This is a genomic window from Burkholderia sp. AU45251, from assembly GCF_030482905.1.
Taxonomy (GTDB): Bacteria; Pseudomonadota; Gammaproteobacteria; order Burkholderiales; family Burkholderiaceae; genus Burkholderia; species Burkholderia aenigmatica.
In genome coordinates, this window is the sequence record NZ_JAUJQH010000001.1 from 157,275 (window position 1) to 174,659 (window position 17,385).

At 64.9% G+C, this 17,385-nt stretch carries 15 protein-coding genes; 8 read left to right on the forward strand and 7 right to left on the reverse strand.

What is annotated here, in order from left to right:
• Window positions 1-20 precede the first annotated feature (20 nt).
• From QZM67_RS00690 to QZM67_RS00710, 5 genes are all read right to left on the reverse strand, one after another.
• Window positions 21-1,580 carry a nitric oxide reductase activation protein gene (locus tag QZM67_RS00690; RefSeq protein WP_301800247.1) on the reverse strand — a complete coding sequence of 520 codons (1,560 nt, stop codon included), beginning with the start codon at window positions 1,578-1,580 and terminating at the stop codon, window positions 21-23.
• Window positions 1,577-2,416 (reverse strand): CbbQ/NirQ/NorQ/GpvN family protein, encoded by an 840-nt coding sequence (locus QZM67_RS00695; protein ID WP_301800249.1) that lies wholly within the window; start codon window positions 2,414-2,416, stop codon window positions 1,577-1,579. The genes QZM67_RS00690 and QZM67_RS00695 overlap by 4 nt, the downstream gene beginning before the upstream one ends.
• A complete protein-coding gene (locus tag QZM67_RS00700; protein WP_301800250.1) occupies window positions 2,416-2,898 on the reverse strand; it encodes an AmiS/UreI family transporter in 483 nt (160 codons plus the stop codon). Before QZM67_RS00700 ends, QZM67_RS00695 begins: the two co-directional genes overlap by 1 nt.
• Before the next feature lie 68 nt (window positions 2,899-2,966).
• Window positions 2,967-4,004, reverse strand: a complete 1,038-nt coding sequence (locus QZM67_RS00705; RefSeq protein ID WP_175022222.1) for an aliphatic amidase — start codon at window positions 4,002-4,004, stop codon at window positions 2,967-2,969.
• Window positions 4,005-4,490: 486 nt separating this feature from the next.
• Window positions 4,491-5,906, reverse strand: coding sequence for a TolC family protein (locus QZM67_RS00710; protein ID WP_301800251.1), 1,416 nt, complete (start codon window positions 5,904-5,906; stop codon window positions 4,491-4,493).
• Window positions 5,907-6,187: 281 nt separating this feature from the next.
• On the opposite strand from QZM67_RS00710, the gene QZM67_RS00715 reads away from it, so the two are divergent.
• The 7 genes from QZM67_RS00715 (at window position 6,188) to ppk2 (ending at window position 13,790) form a co-directional block, all read left to right on the forward strand.
• The gene (locus QZM67_RS00715; protein ID WP_006495012.1) at window positions 6,188-6,361 is read left to right on the forward strand and encodes a hypothetical protein; all 174 of its coding nucleotides are present in this window, start codon (window positions 6,188-6,190) and stop codon (window positions 6,359-6,361) included.
• A 223-nt stretch (window positions 6,362-6,584) separates the two neighbouring features.
• Window positions 6,585-6,770, forward strand: coding sequence for a hypothetical protein (locus tag QZM67_RS00720; RefSeq protein ID WP_031396799.1), 186 nt, complete (start codon window positions 6,585-6,587; stop codon window positions 6,768-6,770).
• A gap of 145 nt (window positions 6,771-6,915) precedes the next feature.
• Window positions 6,916-9,036, forward strand: coding sequence for a peptidase domain-containing ABC transporter (locus tag QZM67_RS00725; protein WP_301800253.1), 2,121 nt, complete (start codon window positions 6,916-6,918; stop codon window positions 9,034-9,036).
• Window positions 9,033-10,037, forward strand: coding sequence for a hypothetical protein (locus tag QZM67_RS00730; protein ID WP_175022219.1), 1,005 nt, complete (start codon window positions 9,033-9,035; stop codon window positions 10,035-10,037). Before QZM67_RS00725 ends, QZM67_RS00730 begins: the two co-directional genes overlap by 4 nt.
• Window positions 10,038-10,049: 12 nt before the next feature.
• Window positions 10,050-11,345, forward strand: a complete 1,296-nt coding sequence (locus QZM67_RS00735; protein WP_301800255.1) for an HlyD family secretion protein — start codon at window positions 10,050-10,052, stop codon at window positions 11,343-11,345.
• Between the two features lie 4 nt (window positions 11,346-11,349).
• Complete coding sequence (locus tag QZM67_RS00740; protein WP_301800256.1) at window positions 11,350-12,744, forward strand: OmpW family protein; 1,395 nt, start codon at window positions 11,350-11,352, stop codon at window positions 12,742-12,744.
• Between the two features lie 89 nt (window positions 12,745-12,833).
• Window positions 12,834-13,790, forward strand: a complete 957-nt coding sequence (ppk2, locus tag QZM67_RS00745) for a polyphosphate kinase 2 (RefSeq protein WP_301800258.1) — start codon at window positions 12,834-12,836, stop codon at window positions 13,788-13,790.
• A 55-nt stretch (window positions 13,791-13,845) separates the two neighbouring features.
• Here ppk2 and QZM67_RS00750 read toward each other — a convergent pair whose 3' ends face one another.
• Together QZM67_RS00750 and QZM67_RS00755 are read right to left on the reverse strand one after the other, a co-directional pair.
• On the reverse strand, window positions 13,846-14,277 hold the full coding sequence (locus tag QZM67_RS00750) for an H-NS histone family protein (protein WP_301800259.1): 432 nt from the start codon (window positions 14,275-14,277) through the stop codon (window positions 13,846-13,848).
• Between the two features lie 91 nt (window positions 14,278-14,368).
• A complete protein-coding gene (locus tag QZM67_RS00755) occupies window positions 14,369-14,956 on the reverse strand; it encodes a YigZ family protein (RefSeq protein WP_301800261.1) in 588 nt (195 codons plus the stop codon).
• 486 nt (window positions 14,957-15,442) lie between these two features.
• Here QZM67_RS00755 and QZM67_RS00760 point away from each other — a divergent pair, with 486 nt between their 5' ends.
• Complete coding sequence (locus QZM67_RS00760; protein ID WP_301800263.1) at window positions 15,443-17,365, forward strand: clostripain-related cysteine peptidase; 1,923 nt, start codon at window positions 15,443-15,445, stop codon at window positions 17,363-17,365.
• Window positions 17,366-17,385: the final 20 nt, after the last annotated feature.

Below are 17,385 nucleotides of genomic sequence, written 5' to 3' on the forward strand. Positions count from 1 at the left end.
GTTTCTTCCGGGTGGGGCCGTCACGCGGTCAGGTGCCCGGCCGCGTGTGCGACGACGGCCGGCAAGGCGTCGCCGTTCGCCGCGTGGACGCAGCTCGGGCCGACGCCAAGTATTGTAGACAACCCGGGCGGCGCGCCGAACGACAAACCGGCGATCGCGACACCGCGCTGCCGGCCCTGGCGTGCCGCGTGGCGCGCATCCTCGACCAGGTAGCGCGGGTCGAACACGTCGATGTCGGCGGCTTCGCCGTCGCCGATCATCAGCACGGCGGCCCGTGCGCTCGCGGCTTCGCCGCGCAGCAACGCCAGCGCATGGCGCAATGCCGCGCCCGTGCGCGTGCTCATCCCGCTGTCGGCTGCGAGCAGCGCCGCTCGGCGGCCGGCGTCGAACGCATCGCCGAAATCCTTGAAGCGCGCGTAATACACGCGATGCCGGCCGTCCGACGTGTAGCCGTGCACGGCCCAGCGCCGCCGCTGCCGGTCGAACAGGTCGCCGAGCACGAACGCCGCGCGCTTTTCGAGCGTGGCAACCTGCGCGGCCGTCGACGCCGACAGGTCGAGCAGGATCAGCACGGGCCCGCGCGCGTCGTGCGGCACGCGGCGACGGAACACGCGTGGATCGGGCGCGTGCCCGGCGCGACGCGAGATCCGTGCGGCGATCACGGCATCGACGTCGAGCGCATCGCCATCGAGCTGGCGGCCGACGCGTCGCATCGGCTCGGCTGCACGAGGAGACGGCACCCGCTTCGCCGTGCGCCGGTCGGCTTCGATCAGCGCGGCAAGCGAACGGGGTGGCACCGACGTGGCCGGCGCGCGTTCGACGATCGTCGCCCAGTCGCGGCGTTCGCGCTGCGTGTGGCAATTCCACTCGGGGTAGCGCGGCGCATCGGGCGCGGGCGGCGGTTCGTCGTCGGGTTCGTCGCTGTGGCCGCCGGTCGAGGCCGACATCTCGACGCCTTCGTTGCCTGCCTGTTCGGCCGCGACGGCGGCCGGTTGTGCCCACAGCCACGCATTGTTGTCGCGATAGGGCAGCCATGCGCCGTCGTCAGGCTCGAAGCGCACGCGCATCTGGCCGAGATCGTTTGCGAGCCGCGATGCGACCGTGCGAAACGCACGGTAGTCGTCGAGCATGTCGCGTCGTTCGTTGAACAGTTGCACGCCCTTGTCGACCCACGGATTGCCGTCGCGATATGACGGATCGAACAGCGCTTTCGCGAGCCGCGCGCACAGGCGGCCGAACGTGAGCCCTTCTCGGTCGATCGGCGCGAACGCGGGTGCCCAGAAGGTCGCGAGTCCTGGCCATCTGCGCGCGAGCAGCGCTTCGACGCGCGCATCCTCGATCAGCCCGGCGACGGCGATGCCGATCGGCGTCAGCGTGTCGGCCGGTTCGCCCGGCGGCGAGTGCAGCCAGTGTGCCAGCGCGTGCGCGGCCGCCGCGATGCGCGCCTCGGGCGGCAACGCGCGCGGCACACGCAGCGCGGCATGGCCGAGCGTCGTGCGCAGTGTCGCATCGTCGAGCCGCACGTCGGTCTCGTGCGCGGTCATCCCGTGCAGGAAGCGGGCGAGTTGCAGTGCGCTCATGTCGCGAAGTGCGCGGCGGCCATCGTCTGCAACGCGACACGCGTGTCGGCGTCGTCGGTCGCCGCGTCGCTGATCGCGATCCGGCACGCATCGAGCGGCGGGAGCCCGGCGACGATCAGGCGGGCCGCGTGCACGAGCAGGCGCGTCGACGCACCTTCGTCGAGCCCGTTGCTCGCCTGTGCCAACGCGCGCGTGCGCTGCGCGAGATCGACGAGCCGGCGCGCGGTGTCGGGGTCGGCACCGCTTTCGCGCACGACGACGTCGGCTTCATGCGCGGCATCCGGATAGCCGAAGTCGATCGCAACGAAACGTTGGCGCGTCGACGGCTTCAGCCGTCGGTGCTCGCCGTGATAGCCGGGGTTGTACGAGATCACCAGATGGAAATCCGGATGCGCATGCACGACCTCGCCGAGCCGGTCGAGCGGCAGCACGCGCCGCGAGTCGGTCAGCGGATGGATCACGACCGTTGCGTCGGGGCGCGCCTCGACGATCTCGTCGAGATAGCAGATCGCGCCATGCCGCGCCGCGAGCGTGAGCGGCCCGTCGGCCCAGTAGGTGCCGTCGGCGTCGAGCAGGTGGCGGCCGGTCAGGTCGGCCGCCGACGTGTCGTCGTTGCACGCGACCTGGATCAGCGGCAGGCCCATGCGCCACGCCATGTACTCGACGAAACGCGTCTTGCCGCAACCGGTCGGCCCTTTCAGCAGGACCGGCAGGTGATGGCGACAGGCCGTCTCGAACCAGTCGGCCTCGGCGCCGGCCGCCTGGTAGAACGGTGCGTCGGCGATGCGGTGCCCGGCGAGCGGATCGGTGGCCAGCGGCGTATCGCGTGCGCTCATTACCACCTCCCCGTCATCATCAACATGCCGGGCAGCCAGCAGGTGCCGACGCCGATCGCGATCGTGTAGCCCGGCAGGAAGCGCACGCGCCGCTTCAGCCCGAGCGCGACGAAGAACAGGAACCACAGGCTCGACCACAGCAGCCACATCGCGCCGAAACGCACGTCGTGCGACGTGCCGGCATAGACGAGCGCACTGATCGCGACGAACAGGCAATACCAGCCGAGGCCGGCGCCTTGCAGCCCGCGCCACTGGACGGCGGCGAGGTACAGGTACGTGAATGCGAATAGCAGGCCGCCCGCGCTGGAGAAATATTGCGGCGGCTCCGAGGCTTGCACGAGGCCGACGAGGTTGATCAGCAGCGCGAGCAGCCCGACCAGCAGGTTCAGGCCGGCCGCGTCGCGCGGTTCGATGCGGCCGGTGAGTGCGACGCCGTTGACGACCAGCACCGCGCCGATGAAGAAGAGAGCGACACCGAGCATGATGAAGGCTCCAGAGTGAGACGGAGCCGTTCGCGCATGCGGCGCGAACGGCCGGGCGGGGCGCGGGTTCAGCGGTGCGCGGGCGCTTCGGACGGAATGCCTTCGATCGGGCATTCGGGCGTGCCGGGTGTTGCACGCGTGAGGCGTTCGACGGCCTGGCGCGTGCCGTCCGGGTCGTTCACCCAGTTCGCATAGAACTCGAACGGGCATTGTGCGACGCCGTTCGGCGATTCGCCGGAACCGATCTTGCCCGTGTAGCCGCGGTGCAGCAGCTTGTACAGGTGGTTTTGTGACTGCATGTTGCGGCGCGCGTCGCGGATCAGGCTCACCGACAGCTCCGCATACTGCACGCCGTTTTCTTCCTCGCCGCATTCGCCGAGCGTGCGGCCGTCGAAGCCGACGATCGCCGAGTGGCCGAAATACGAATACACGCCGTCGAACCCGGACGCATTCGCGACCGCGACGTAGCAGTTGTTCATGAACGCCATCGCCTTCGACACGAGCACCTGCTGGTCCTTCGCCGGGTACATGTAGCCCTGGCAGCGCACGACGAGCTCGGCGCCGCGCATCGCGCAGTCGCGCCAGATTTCCGGGTAGTTGCCGTCGTCGCAGATGATCAGGCTGATCTTGAGCCCCTTCGGCCCTTCGGCGACATACGTGCAGTCGCCCGGATACCAGCCTTCGACCGGCACCCACGGCATGATCTTGCGGTACTTCTGCACGATCTCGCCCTGGTTGTTGATCAGCACGAGCGTGTTGTACGGCGCCTTGTCCGGGTGTTCCTCATGGCGCTCGCCGGTCAGCGAGAACACGCCCCACACGTTGGCCTTGCGGCACGCGGCCGCGAAGATGTCGGTTTCCTCGCCAGGGATCGTCGAGGCCGTGTCGTACATCTCCTTCGCGTCGTACATGATCCCGTGCGTCGAATATTCGGGAAACACGATGAGGTCCATGCCGGGCAGGCCGCGCTTGATGCCGACCACGCGCTCCGCGATTTCACGGGCGTTCGCGATCACATCGGCGCGCGTGTGCAGGCGCGGCATCTTGTACTGGACGACGGCGACGCCGACGGCGTCGTTGCTGCTGGAAATATCGCCATGACGCATGGTGTGCTCCTGGTTCGGGTGAAGACGTGCGTTTTTGAAAGGCAAAAAAAAGCCCTTGCCTCGACGAGCGAGGCAAGGGCTTCTTTGCCGGTCCGTTCATCCGACAACGCTGTCGGATAACGGGAATGCGGATGGGTGGCCCGATGTCGGGCCTGCGAAGCGCGGGCTAGCGGGCACGCGCTGCGCACGATCGTGGGACGTCTTTGTCCGCCGGATCGATGGGATGCACTCTAGGCAAAGTTTCTTTTGGACGCAACATCGCGTATACCCCTGCACGTTGCGATCAAGCAGCGACCGACGCGGCTTGCGATCGGGATCGTGCATTGCGTCGGGCGATCGCGCGGGGTCGGACGCAAGTTCACTCGAACGACGGGACGATACCGCATCGCGATGGCGTCGATGGATCGACCGGCCGGAACATCGGCATTAGCGAGCAAGGTTGCGCATACAACCTTTTATCGCGTGCCGATGCGCATCGAACCGCATTCAACCACGGTCGTTTGCCGCGTTGCTTTCGAGGAAGCTGTCCACCGCGATCAGCGATTGTTCGTCGAGCGTACCGAGCACGCTTTTCAGCTTCAACTGCAGCTTCAGCGCATCGAGATAGCTGTCGAACAGCTTCTGCCGGATGCCCGAGATATCGCGCCGCAGGTTCAGCGTTTCGTACGTCGTGCTGTAGCCGACCTGATGCGCCTTCATCGACGAATCGTACGCGAGCCGGGCAGCCTGTAGCGACTGCTGCAGCGCGCGGATGCGCTTGCCGACCGATTCGAGCGCGGACAGCGCCTCGCGATGATCGGTGCCCAGTTGCTCCTCGACCTCGCGCAGCCGGTTGCGGTACTGCTCGGTCACGTGCTCGGCTTCCACCTGCCGGTAGTACACGCTGCCGCCGGAGAAGATCGGGATCGTCACCTGCACGCCGATCGCGCTCTGATGGAAGTCCGAGCGATCGGTGAGCCCGCGCAGGTTCGGGTTGAGCCCGCGCGAATACGACGCGAACAGGTCGACGGTCGGCAAGTGCTCGGCGCTGACGCGCTTCGCGGCGAGCCGCGCGACCTGGACGTCGCGATACGCCTGCCGGTACGCGGGGTTGTCCTGCGGCGCGTATTCGCCCGACGGAATGCGCGGCGACGAGCCGCGCATCGCGAGCCGCGGCCAGCGCGAGAAATCGATCGTCGAACCGAGTAGCGTCTCGTAGCGCGCGCGGCGCGCGTCGACGTCGGTTTGCGCGAGGGCTTCGTCGGATTGCGCGAGGCTGCGGCGCGCCTCGATTTCGGCCGTATCGCCGATCGTCTTCATCCCGAGCTGCGCCATGCGTCGCGTATCGCTTTCGAGCCGGGTGAGCGCGTTCACTTCGTCGTCGGCCGACTGCAGTTTCTCGCGCGCGCTGAGCAGGTCGAAGCACGCATTCGCGACGCGCAGGATCAGGTCCTGTCTCGCCACCTCGAGTTTCTGCTTCGACGATTCCTCGTACTCGGTCGCGCGCCGCATGTCGTACAGGTAGGGCACGTTGAACAGCGCCTGCGTGACCTGCGCGGAACCGTAGGCGGCATTGCTCGACCCGCTGACATCGATGCCGAACAGGTTCGCGTGCGTGCCGTAGCGTCCCCATTCGAGTTGTGCGGCGGCTTGCGGCAGCATCTGCGCGCGTGCTTCCGGGAATTTCTGGCGCGCCGCGTCGTATTCGCTGCGCGCCTGCAGGTAGCGCGGATCGTGCACGACCGCGTACTGGAAGGCGGTGTCGAGGCAGAACGCGTGCGCGTTTGCGGACACTCCGATTATCGTTACAGCGAACAATGTCACGGTTGCAAGTCGGGGATTCCACCTAGTCGAAAAACTTGATAGGGAATTACCCGCATTCGGTGTTGCCGATCCGCGATTCGCGCGCCTCGTTTCAAACATGGCCGTCTCCGTCTCCTGCCCGTGCCGCAACGCATTGCGGCGGGATTTAAACGTTTTGAAATTGAAATTCAAACAGCGTGAATGCCTGCCATCCGTGACGCATCGGAAAACGCACCTGTAAGAGTGTGTCCTCCATTGAATTCCGATGCGATCGCATGATAGCCTGATTTCGGCTCGTAATCGCAGTGATTATTAGATTAACAAGTCGCTAGGGATTAAAAGCCGTTTGTCTTTCAATGAAGGTTCTTTGCATCATCTTTATTTTTTACGAGGAGAGAATGATGAAGGTCATGACGACGGAACAGGTCAGGAATGTGCATGGCGGCGGTGCGATCAGCTCGCTGGGTAGCCTCGCTGTTGACGCCGCGCCGGTGGTGACCGCGCTCGGCCAGTTCCTGCCGAGCCTCGGCAATTACCTGCAGAACCCGAAGACGTTCAATAACACCGGCAAGTAACCGCCGTGCGCGGGGAGGCGCCCCCCGCGCGAGATGCTGCGAAACAGAAGGAAAAGAATCGATCGCCGCAGTGGAAAAATCGAATCGGAAATACATTATTTCCGGTTCGGGCGATTATCAGGAGGCAGGAGTGCCGGATTATCCCCGTAATAAAGTTAACGGCCATTTTGATTGCAATTGGCTGGCGGTGGCGGGCATTCCGACAATATAAAGGCCATAACAAATGCGAGACATCACGGAAGAACAGGCCCGCCAGATTCGCGGCGGCGCGTCGCTTTACTCCAATTCGGCTGCCTATACGGTCGATCTCGTCAATCAGTCGATCGGGTCCACGCTCCAGGGCCTGATGACCCAGTACCAGACCCGCGCCGTCGAACAGTTCCGGATGTCGCTCGGCTCGTCGCGCTGAGCGGCCCGCCAAGCGGCCGGTAACACCGATCTTCCGTCGCAGCCGGCAGCGTGCCGGCTGCGCCCATGCGACTCGCGCACGACCCGCCACGGGCCCGCTACCGGCAGGCCCGGGCGGCGCGTCGTCGCGCCCCGGGTGTCCGACCATGCTCTTCAATACGCGTAAAGTCCGTCCGGTCCTGCAGGACGAGGTGACGGAGTGCGGCCTGGCCTGCCTCGCGATGATCGCGTCGTGGCACGGGCGCGAAACGACATTGCGCACGCTGCGCAACCGCTATCCCGTCCGGATCGATTCCGGGCTGTCGTTCTTCGACCTGATGGAGATCTCGAACGATCTCGGCCTGCGTGCGCGCGGGCTGCAGTTCGATGCGGGCGAACTCGACGCGCTCAAGACGCCGTGCATCCTGCACTGGGGGATGAACCACTATGTCGTGCTGACGAAGGTCGGCTATGGCAGCGTGCACATCGTCGACCCCGCACTCGGCGAGACGAAGCTGCCGCTCGCGCAGGCGCTCACGCACATCACCGGCTATGCGCTCGAACTGAATCCGGACATCGGCTTCACGCGGGCGGGGCAGGCCGACCGGATCCGTCTGCGTGACTACCTCGAAGGGCTGACCGGCATCCGCAAGAGCCTCGCGATCGGCATCGCGGGCGGCGTCGCCGCGCAGCTCCTGCTGCTGCTCGGCCCGTCGTACGTGCAGCTGACGATCGACGAGGCGCTGAAGAAGACCGACGTCGACATCCTGTACCTGCTGACGATCCTGTTCGCGATCGTGTTCCTGTTCGACACGCTCTACGCGAACCTCGTCGGCAACATCAAGAGCTACCTGCGCAACATCGTGTCGCAGCAGTTGTCGGCGAACATGGTCGGGCATCTCGCGCGCCTGCCGATCGGGTACTTCCTGTTCCACAACACCGGCGATTCGATCTCGCGCGTGTCGTCGGTGTCGGAGGTCGGGCGCTTTCTCGTCGACGGGCTGGTCGGCGGGCTGCTCAATATCGTCACCTGCACGCTGACGCTCGTGCTGATGCTGTACTACAGCCCGGTGCTGGCCGGCATCAGCCTGGCCGGGATGGTGCTGTTCGCGCTGAGCCGGCTCGCGATCCAGCCGCAACTGCAGGACGCGATGTCGCAGATCCTCACACGCGGTGCCGAAGCCGACGCGCTGCTGATCGAGAACATCCGCTCCGCGCACTCGATCAAGCTGCTGTCGGCCGAGACCGCGCGCAGCAGCCTGTGGGTCAACGCGTTCACGCAGAAGCTGCAGGCGATGCGCCAGCAGGAGCGGCTGCAGTTGCTGTTCGATGCGATCTCGAAAGGGATCGTGCACGTCGAGCAGCTGGTGATCGTCACCTACGGCGCGTGGCTCGTGATGCATGGGCAGAGCACGATCGGCGTGATCTACGCGTTCATCCAGTACAAGAACCTGTTTGCCGACAAGTTCATCGACTCGATCCAGCTCTACGTGCGACGCAAGGTGTTGCAGGTGCATATGGACCGCGTCGCGGACGTGTTGCAGACCGAGACCGAGGAGCCCGCGCCGGACGCGGTCGTGCGGCCGGTCGACGGTTTTGACGGCGCACTGTCGATCCGTGCGCTGTCGTACACGCCGAAGGGCGGCCACCGGCCCATCCTGCGCGACATCGCGCTCGACGTGCCGGCGGGCGGCAAGATCGCGATCGTCGGCCGCACCGGCAGCGGCAAGACGACGCTGCTGAACCTGATCTGCGGGCTCGTGCGGCCCGAGCCCGGCACGCTGTTCGTCGGCGGCGTCGATCTCGCGGAAGTGAACCTGCGGCAGTACCGCAAGCATCTCGCGGCCGTCACGCAGTCCGACCAGCTGTTTCGCGGGACGATCCGCGACAACATCACGAACTTCGCGCCCGCGCCGCGGATCGGCGCGATGTTCGACGCGGCGAAGCTCGCGTGCATCCACGACGAGATCGAGCGGCTCGACCATCGCTACGACACGCCGCTCGGCGATACGCAGAAATTCCTGTCGGCCGGGCAGATGCAGCGGCTCATGATCGCGCGGGCGCTGTATTGCGAGCCGCGCCTGCTGATCCTCGACGAATTTTCGTCGAACCTCGACCAGGCGACGACGCACGAGATCTGCCGCAACGTGCTGACGCTGCCGTGCACGATCGTGCTCGTCACGCACGATGCGTCGATCCTGTCGATGGTCGACCGGATCTACGAGATGCAGGACGGCGTATTGACCGATGCGACCGACGCATGGCGTTCGGCCGAGGAGACGCGGTGATGCTCGGACGACTCTTTCTGTTCAATTCATTCTCGTATGCGTTCCTCGTGCGGCGCGCGGTGCGTGCCGTTGCGCTGCGCACCTCGCCCGCGCGCGGGCTGCGGCTGATGCGCTGGTGCTCGGGCGCATGCCTGCGCTGCTTTCCGTGCATTCGCGAGTCGATCGAGCGCGCGGTTGCGTACATGCTGAGCGCACACCTGAACGACGATCCGCGACGGGTGCGGGACGTGTCGGCTGCGATCGTGCGCGAACTGTTCGAAGCCGAGTTCGCGGGGCTCAAACTGCGTACGCACAGCCTCGAAGCGATGAAGTCGATGATCGACGGGATGGCGTGCGAAGGCGACGAGCAACTGCAGGCGGCGCTCGCGCGCGGCGGCCCCCTGATGCTCGCGGGGCTGCACTTCGGCAACCTGATGCTGTTCGTCACGAAGCTGCGCTTCATGATTCCCGACGACCGCAAGCTGATGGTGATCCTGCACCGCGATGCGCCGGGCGCGTTCTTCGACGATGCGCTGCGGCTCGTCGCCGAATACGGAGCCGGCGAAGTCGAATTCATCGACATCGAGGAGCGCGTGCACCTGCGCCGGCTGATCACGAGCCTGCGCCGCGAGGCGCCCGTGTTCCTGCTGTTCTCCGACCTGCACGGCAAGTTCGGCAAGACCAACCGCTGCCGGCTCGGCGGCCGCTGGGTGCGGATGGCCGGCGGCGGCGTGAAGCTCGCGGTCGAGCAGGGCATTCCGCTGCTCGTCGCGTATGCGACGGGCGTGCCGTTCCGCGATCGCTGCGCGGTGCATTTCACCGAGCTCGCGGCCAGTCCGCTCGCGCCGATGCTCGGCGCGGACGACGACGCGTCGCCCGTGCGCGCGACGCACCAGCGCATCGTCGACCGGCTCGAGCAGGCGCTCGTGCAACAGCCCGAGCAGTGGCATTTCTGGGAACACTTCACGCCTTACCTGATGCCGGCGCCGCTGCTCGATGCGGCCGCACGGCGTCGCTCCTGACGAGCCCGCCCCATGCCGACCTGGAACTCCGCCCTCCGAGAACAGAAGCCGTCGCGCAAGCTCGCGCGCGGCACGACCTTCGGCACCGTGATCCACGGCGTCGTCGACGTGCCGGTGTCGATGCGGTTCTTCTGCTATCTGTCGCTGACGATGTTCGCGATGTTCGTGATTGCGCTCGTCGAACTGAGCTATGCGAACACCGAGAGCGTGTCGGGGATGCTGACGCCGCGCTCGGGGCTGATCGGCGTCAGCGCGCCGCCGGGCTGGGCCGTGCGCGACATCTACGTCGGCAAGGACCAGCACGTGAAGGCCGGCCAGCGGCTGCTGGCGGTGACGCGCGACACGAGCTTCGTGAGCCAGGCGAACAACGTGCAGGGGATGCGCGCGGCGCTCGACCGGCAGCGCGTCGAGGTCACGCAGCAGATCGACGCGGCGCGCCTCGAATACAAGTCGTCGGTGCAGCAGATCAACCAGCAGATCGCCGCGCAGGGCGAGAGCCGCGGGCTGATCGACCGGCAGATCCAGGACCAGAAGCGCATCGTCGACGAGTACGGCGAACGGCGCGCGCGCGTGAAGCAGCTGCTCGACGAACAGGTCGTGACGCTCGAGCAGTACAACCAGGTCAACACGCAGTACCTGCAGGCCGGGCAGGCGTACCAGGACTTGCTGCTGCGCCGCGCCGAGCTCGCGAAGAACGCGATGAAGCTGCGCGGCGACCTCGACACGATGCAGAGCAAGTACGACGGCGCGAACGCGGAACTGAAGATCAAGCAGGAGGAGCTGAACGCGAAGGAATACAACATCGACGAGAACGTGAACCAGGTGCTGTACGCGCCGGCCGACGGGCAGATCGTGCGGCTCGACGTCGTGCAGGGCGGCGTGATCGACCCGCCGGGCACGCGCGTCGTCGAGATCCTGCCCGCGAAGGCCGACGGGCTGATCGCCGAGGTCTACATCCCGTCGTCGAAGGCCGGCTTCGTGAAGAAGGGGCAGGAAGTGAAGGTTGCGTACGCAAGCTATCCGGTCGAGAAGTTCGGCACGTATCGCGGCAAGGTGCTGTCGATCTCGCCTGTCGCGTTTTCCGCGAAGGAACTGAACCTGCCGGGCGATGCCGCCACGCCTCAGACCTACTTCAAGACCTGGGTCGAGCTGGCCGACCGTGCGCCGGCATTCGAAGGGCGGCCGCTGTCGCTGCGGGCCGGGATGATGCTGAAGGCCGACATCGTGCTGGAGCGGCGCAGCCTGCTCGAATGGCTGTTCGAGCCGCTGTACCGGATCCGTCAACGCCTGTTCGGCGTGCCGGCCTGAGCCGATGGTGAGCCGGGACAAGAACCGCCGCCGCGCGCGGCCGGGCGCCGTGCGTCCGCTGTCGCGCTGGCTCGGCGCGACGCTGTTCGCCTGCGCGGCCGCCGCGCATGGCGCGCCGCAGCCGGACGGCGACGCCGAACCACGCTGGCAGGCCGGGGCCGACGGGATCGGCTTCTGGCCGGGCGGCGACGCGGACGGGTTCGATGCGAGCGCGTGGGCGACCGATGCGGGGCCGGCCCGCCGCGGGCGCGACGATTCGGGCGGTGGGCCGCAACCCGACGCCGTCCCGTTGACGGCGCGCAAGATCACGCTCGGCCAGCGAACCAGCGGGGCGGGGCACACATGCGGGGCCACGCGCGACGACGGCGCGGCCGGCATCGGCTTCGATGACGGCGGCGGTGACGCCGGCACCGGCTGCAAGCCAGGCGCCGCGCAGGAGGCGGCGAACGACGCGCCGGCGCGCGGCGTCGTCCACGCCGACCGCATGCCGTACGAACTGCATCCCATCGACCCGTCGCGGCTGCCCGATCTGCCGGCCGCCCAGGCGCCGCCGCTGCTGACGCAACTGATGGGCGACGACCGCAACATGGTCGCCCTCGGCTGGCATTTCGTCGGCACGACCGGCCGATCGACGCCCGTGACGACGCACACGGACGCACTCGGGCTGAACAGCTTCCAGAACCAGGGTTCGAGCCTGTCGCTCAGCAATACGAACACGCTGGCGTTCACGTTGACCCACTTTTTCTCGGAGAACTGGGCGGCCGAACTCGGCGGGGGCATCCCGCCGGTACTGACGCTACGCGGGAACGGCAGTATCGCGCTGCCGCTCGACCGGATTTTTTCGGGTGTCCAGGGGCGCTTGCCGCTGATCGATCTCGCGAACACGCAAAGCAACCCGCTCGCGACCACGCGCGCGTGGCTCGGGTCCGTCGTGTTCAAGTATTACCTTGGCGAGCGCGACGATCGTTTCCGCCCGTTCGCGGGCATCGGCATCAGCTATACGCGCTTCACGAACACGAACCTGAATCCCGTGTTCCAGCGCAAGCTCGCGTCGCTCGGCGGGCTGCTCGCGGCGGGCGGGGACATCGGCAGCCTGCAGTCGCTGCTGCTCGATCCGTCGCTGTTCCAGCGCATCTGGGATGCCGGCGGCGACCTGCTGCTGTCGGGGAAGACCAACGTATCGGCGAAGGTGAAGAGCGTGTGGGAGCCGGTGTTCACCGTCGGCGCGAGCTACCAGATCACGCGCCAGTTCTGGATCACCGGCATGGTGACCTATATCCCGTTGCGGACCAAGATTACGCTGGATATCGACCAGCCGAACCGGCAGCTCGCGTCGAACACGTTCGATATCTCCGCGAACCCCGTGCTGGCCAGCGTGCTGCTCGCGTACCGCTTCTGACGGGCGTGGCGGCCCTCATTTCATGATTTTGACGCGCGACACTGGGATAATGGCGGAGTTTGGCTGCGTCAATGATGGAAGGAGGCCCCATGGGCGACAACGATACCCGCACCGAGACCGGAACCGACAACCTCACCGAGATGGAGTCGATGGAGGCGCGCCAGCGCCGTTTCGAGGAGGATCTGGTCGACGCGTACGACGAAGAGCTCGAGATGGAGCTCGACGACCGCCGCTTCGACGACAACGACGACCTGCTGTTCTCGCAGGAGCGTCGCGAGGCACGCAAGGAGTATTTCCGCGAGCTGTTCCGGCTGCAGGGCGAGCTCGTGAAGTTGCAGGACTGGGTCGTGAGCACGGGGCACCGGCTCGTCGTCATTTTCGAGGGGCGCGACGCGGCCGGCAAGGGCGGCGCGATCAAGCGCATCACGCAGCGGCTGAACCCGCGGGTCTGCCGGGTCGCCGCGCTGCCCGCGCCGAGCAACCGCGAGCGCACGCAATGGTATTTCCAGCGCTATGTCGCGCATCTGCCGGCCGGCGGCGAGATCGTGCTGTTCGACCGCAGCTGGTACAACCGCGCGGGCGTCGAGCGTGTGATGAACTTCTGCACCGACGACGAATACGAGGAGTTTTTCCGTTCGGTGCCCGAGTTCGAGAAGATGCTGGTGCGCAGCGGGATCCAGATCGTCAAATACTGGTTCTCGATCACCGATCACGAGCAGGAAGTGCGCTTCCAGAGCCGGATCGAGGATCCGCTGAAGCAGTGGAAGCTGAGTCCGATGGACCTGGAAAGCCGCCGCCGCTGGGAAGCCTATACGGCCGCGAAGGAAGAGATGATGCAGCGCACGCATATTCCGGAGGCGCCGTGGTGGGTCGTGCAGGCCGTCGACAAGAAGCGCGCGCGGCTGAACTGCATTCACCATCTGCTGCAACAGGTGCCGTATCACGAGGTGCCGCACGCGCCGATCGACCTGCCGCCGCGCGAGCATCACGAGGATTACATCCGCCGGCCGACGCCGGACGACATGATCGTGCCGGATACTTACTGAGCGGTCGTGGCGGGTTCGAAGCGATGAAGGGGCGCGCCGTGCAACGCGGCGCGCGTTACTCCCGGATCAGGAACGCGGTGCGGTCGCGCCTGCTCCATGTCGCTCCGGTTGCCGGGTCGCGATACTTCACGCCGACGGTGAACAGCTTTGCACGATGGCTGTCACCCTGCCCGAAGATTTCCCGTGCGGTCAGCACGTAGCGCGTGACGAGCTCGCGCACCTGCGCCGGCACCGCGCTGCGTTCGCGGCGCCGTGCCGCCTTGATGCGCCGATCGAGTTCCGCCAGCTGGGCTTGCAGTGTCTGTACTTGGAGCAGGCGTCCGTTATCCCGTAGCCGAGTCTGGATGAGTGGCGACGCGCGACGAACCGCACGTCGGCACGCCCGGCCTTGGCGTGCCGCCGCGGCCGGTGGCGGTTGCGTGCTGCCTGTGCCGGCCTGCGGGTAAGACGTATGTGGCGCGAGTCGCCGGGAACCCAGTGAGATCAAGTGGCGGCGCGCGTTTTTTCTATCGGATGTATCTGATTTTTCGGCGGAAATTGCAGATAGCCGGGGCGACGGAGCGGGCGGTTGCCGTTCGTCACAGATCGGGAAAGCCCGATCGGCCTTGCGTCAGGTCGAACAACTCGGTTCGCGCATTCCCGTCGGCGGTCTCGGGCAGCTTGATCACGAGCTTCACCGTCATCCCGTACGCGCTGCCCACCAGTTCATAACCCGCCTGTTCGATCCAGCGGCGCACGCGTGCCTCCTCGGGATAGCCGATCTCGATCGCGAGCCGCGTGTAGCGGATGCGTTCGACGCGCTCGGCATCGAGCAGCGCCGACGCGATGGCATCGGTGTATGCGCGTACCAACCCGCCCGCGCCCAGCTTCACGCCGCCGTAGTAACGCACGACCGCGCCGAGCACGCCGTCGAGATCGTGATGGCGCAGCACTTCCAGGATCGGACGGCCTGCAGTGCCCGACGGCTCGCCGTCGTCCGACATGCCCGACTGGCCGCCCGCCAGCAGTGCCCAGCATACGTGGGTGGCGGCCGGATGCTCGTCGCGCAGGCGTTGCAGCGCCTGCATCGCCGCGTCGCGGTCTTCGACGGGAATTGCGTACGCGATGAAGCGGCTCTTGCGGATCTCGAGTTCCCGGATGTAGGTGGTGGCGAGCGAATAGATCATTGTCCGGGTGAAAAAAAGTGTAGCGAAATCAATGGCTTTTGTAGTCGACTGCTTGATTTTATGTTGATCGATGTTGGCCCGTGTAAGCAAGGCTTGCCTACAGGTAGCCTACATGGATGGGGCTGAATGAAGCGAGAGAATTTTACCGTGGCACGCGTCGATGCATTTCGTTGCGACCAGAACACGCCTCAGACCACGATGGGTGAGGTTTGAGGTCAGTACGTCGGCAAGCCCTGGCTATCGAATGTTGCGTGCGTTCATTCGAGGGGCTGCGGATGAGCCGGAGTACGCTGGCCTTGAGTTGTCGGATGCACCCGGTACAAGCGCGGCCTCCTGCATGCTTGCCCGGCAGCCGTCGCAAAGCGACCGATGCCATTAGCGGGCTTGCAGTTTCAGGATTTCCCACAAGTTTTCTGAAAGAAATGACGTGGATTGTCAATTACGCTCGTCCAGCCGAAATATCGATCTGGAATACGGGGGTAAAAGATGACGGTCATTTCGCGACGTGTGCGCAAGTTCGTATCGATGTATCTCGCCGGTGCGTTGCTCGGTCTCATGCTGGCTGCTTGCGGTGGCGGAGATAACGAAATCGACTCGTCCGGACTGGCCAGTCGTACGGTCCTGGTGTACCTGATCGGGTCCAATCTGACGGATTCGGCTCAGGCCAGTCTGGATCAGATGACCACGACAAGCGCCGGTAATCAGGTGAGGTTTGTCGTGACCACCGGGGCGGGGACCGAAAGCCATGGTGATGTCATATGGACGAAGACGCAGCGCTGGCTCATCGCCGGCGGTCGACGGACGAAACTCGATGATCCCTCCGCACAAGCCGATCTGACGAAGCCGGATACGCTGCAGGATTTCCTGGTGTGGGGCATCAAGACCTATCCGGCTCAACGCTATGCAGTGATCCTGAATGACCATGGCGGTGCCTATGACGGATTCGGATATTCCGTGAGCGGGGACTCGCACCTGTCTCTCGATCAGATGGTTGCGGCCTTCAAGAACACGAAAAGTGCAACCGGTGCGACTTTCGATCTGATCGGATTCGACGCCTGCATGATGGCGAGCGTCGAGGTGGCGGCGGCCATGAAGCCCTTCGGGCGCTATCTGGCTGCGTCGGAGGATCTCGAGTACGGCAGTTGGGATTACGCCGCGATCGCTTCAGGCCTCGCGAACAATCCCCGCATGGACGGATTGGCGCTCGGGAAATTGATCGCCGACGCTTACTATGATGTGACTGAAAAGCGAATATCAACGGTCGATTTTACTTTCTCGGTCACGGATCTTCAGCAGGTCGATCCTCTGCTTCAGGTGGTCAATCAGTTGGGTGACGAGCTTGGATCGGGAAAGTATCTTGCGACCAAAATGGCCGATATACGGTCACACATTCAGTCGTTCTCGACCGACTGGATCGCCAAAACAGACGTCGTGGATCTGCTGCAACTTTCCAGAGGGTTGACGGGCTTGCAACCGCCGTTGACTGCCAACGATGCAGTCGTTGGGGAACGGATTAGAAATGCGGTTGTGTATCAGCGTGTCGGCTCTGCGCGCGCAGACGTGGCCGGGTTGAACATCTTCATGCCGGCCATGTCGATCTATGATCCCGCCAAATTGAAGTATTACGCGTCGCTCGGAACGTGGCAGGGCGGGTATCGGAATTTTATCGGCGACTATGCCGAGGCGCTTGCAACGGCGCTGGATGTGACTATCAACATCAGCCAGCCGGTTTGTACCGGAGATGTCGTGTCTTCGTACGCTTCGCTGTTCGGCACCTGGAAAACGGAAACGCCGCTGGCGCAGATTACCTACTGGAGAAGCAAGGATGCAAGCGACTATGTGACTGCGATGTTCAGTATCGATGCCGCGTCACCGATCTCGGCAGGCGATGTCAATTTTGACCCAGACGACTTCAGGGAGGTGAAGTTCAATCGTAACGGTGGGATTCCGATGATCAATGGCGTACCTGTTTCCATGATTCCGACGACCACGCCGGCAGTCGAGAGTGATGCGAAATATGTGATTCCCGTCACGAAGATAGTCGACGGCAGATCCGAACGGGGTTTCCTGCTGGTTCAGGAAGGGCAGTCGGGGCAGATTACCGTGTCGAACTACGTTTCAACGTTGAGTTCGGCGGCCGGGCAGGCACAGTCGGTCGATCCGGAATGGAAGTTGGTCGCTTCGATTTGGCAGGATGATGCCTGGATTCCAAAAGAAAATCAGATCATAAAGAATCCGGGTGAAACGGCGATGGTCTTCAAGAGGGAGTCGATCCCGAGTTCGACGGATAAGAATTTTTATCAAAGTTTCAATTTCCAGTTCGGCGTAATCGATCTCGCGAACCGGATACATCTGTCCGACCAAATCGTCGTGCAGTCGCAGGGGCAACCTTGTGTCGTACCTCAGTAAGGCGCGTGCTTACGACGCAG

Excerpts from the sequence above, each read along its gene's own strand:
- QZM67_RS00705 (WP_175022222.1), bottom strand. The coding sequence starts at position 4,004 with ATGCGTCATGGCGATATTTCCAGCAGCAACGACGCCGTCGGCGTCGCC.
- QZM67_RS00715 (WP_006495012.1), top strand. The coding sequence starts at position 6,188 with ATGAAGGTCATGACGACGGAACAGGTCAGGAATGTGCATGGCGGCGGT.
- QZM67_RS00760 (WP_301800263.1), top strand. The coding sequence starts at position 15,443 with ATGACGGTCATTTCGCGACGTGTGCGCAAGTTCGTATCGATGTATCTC.
- QZM67_RS00690 (WP_301800247.1), bottom strand. The coding sequence starts at position 1,580 with ATGAGCGCACTGCAACTCGCCCGCTTCCTGCACGGGATGACCGCGCAC.
- ppk2 (WP_301800258.1), top strand. The coding sequence starts at position 12,834 with ATGGGCGACAACGATACCCGCACCGAGACCGGAACCGACAACCTCACC.
- QZM67_RS00740 (WP_301800256.1), top strand. The coding sequence starts at position 11,350 with ATGGTGAGCCGGGACAAGAACCGCCGCCGCGCGCGGCCGGGCGCCGTG.
- QZM67_RS00755 (WP_301800261.1), bottom strand. The coding sequence starts at position 14,956 with ATGATCTATTCGCTCGCCACCACCTACATCCGGGAACTCGAGATCCGC.
- QZM67_RS00720 (WP_031396799.1), top strand. The coding sequence starts at position 6,585 with ATGCGAGACATCACGGAAGAACAGGCCCGCCAGATTCGCGGCGGCGCG.
- QZM67_RS00735 (WP_301800255.1), top strand. The coding sequence starts at position 10,050 with ATGCCGACCTGGAACTCCGCCCTCCGAGAACAGAAGCCGTCGCGCAAG.
- QZM67_RS00700 (WP_301800250.1), bottom strand. The coding sequence starts at position 2,898 with ATGCTCGGTGTCGCTCTCTTCTTCATCGGCGCGGTGCTGGTCGTCAAC.
- QZM67_RS00710 (WP_301800251.1), bottom strand. The coding sequence starts at position 5,906 with ATGTTTGAAACGAGGCGCGCGAATCGCGGATCGGCAACACCGAATGCG.
- QZM67_RS00695 (WP_301800249.1), bottom strand. The coding sequence starts at position 2,416 with ATGAGCGCACGCGATACGCCGCTGGCCACCGATCCGCTCGCCGGGCAC.
- QZM67_RS00725 (WP_301800253.1), top strand. The coding sequence starts at position 6,916 with ATGCTCTTCAATACGCGTAAAGTCCGTCCGGTCCTGCAGGACGAGGTG.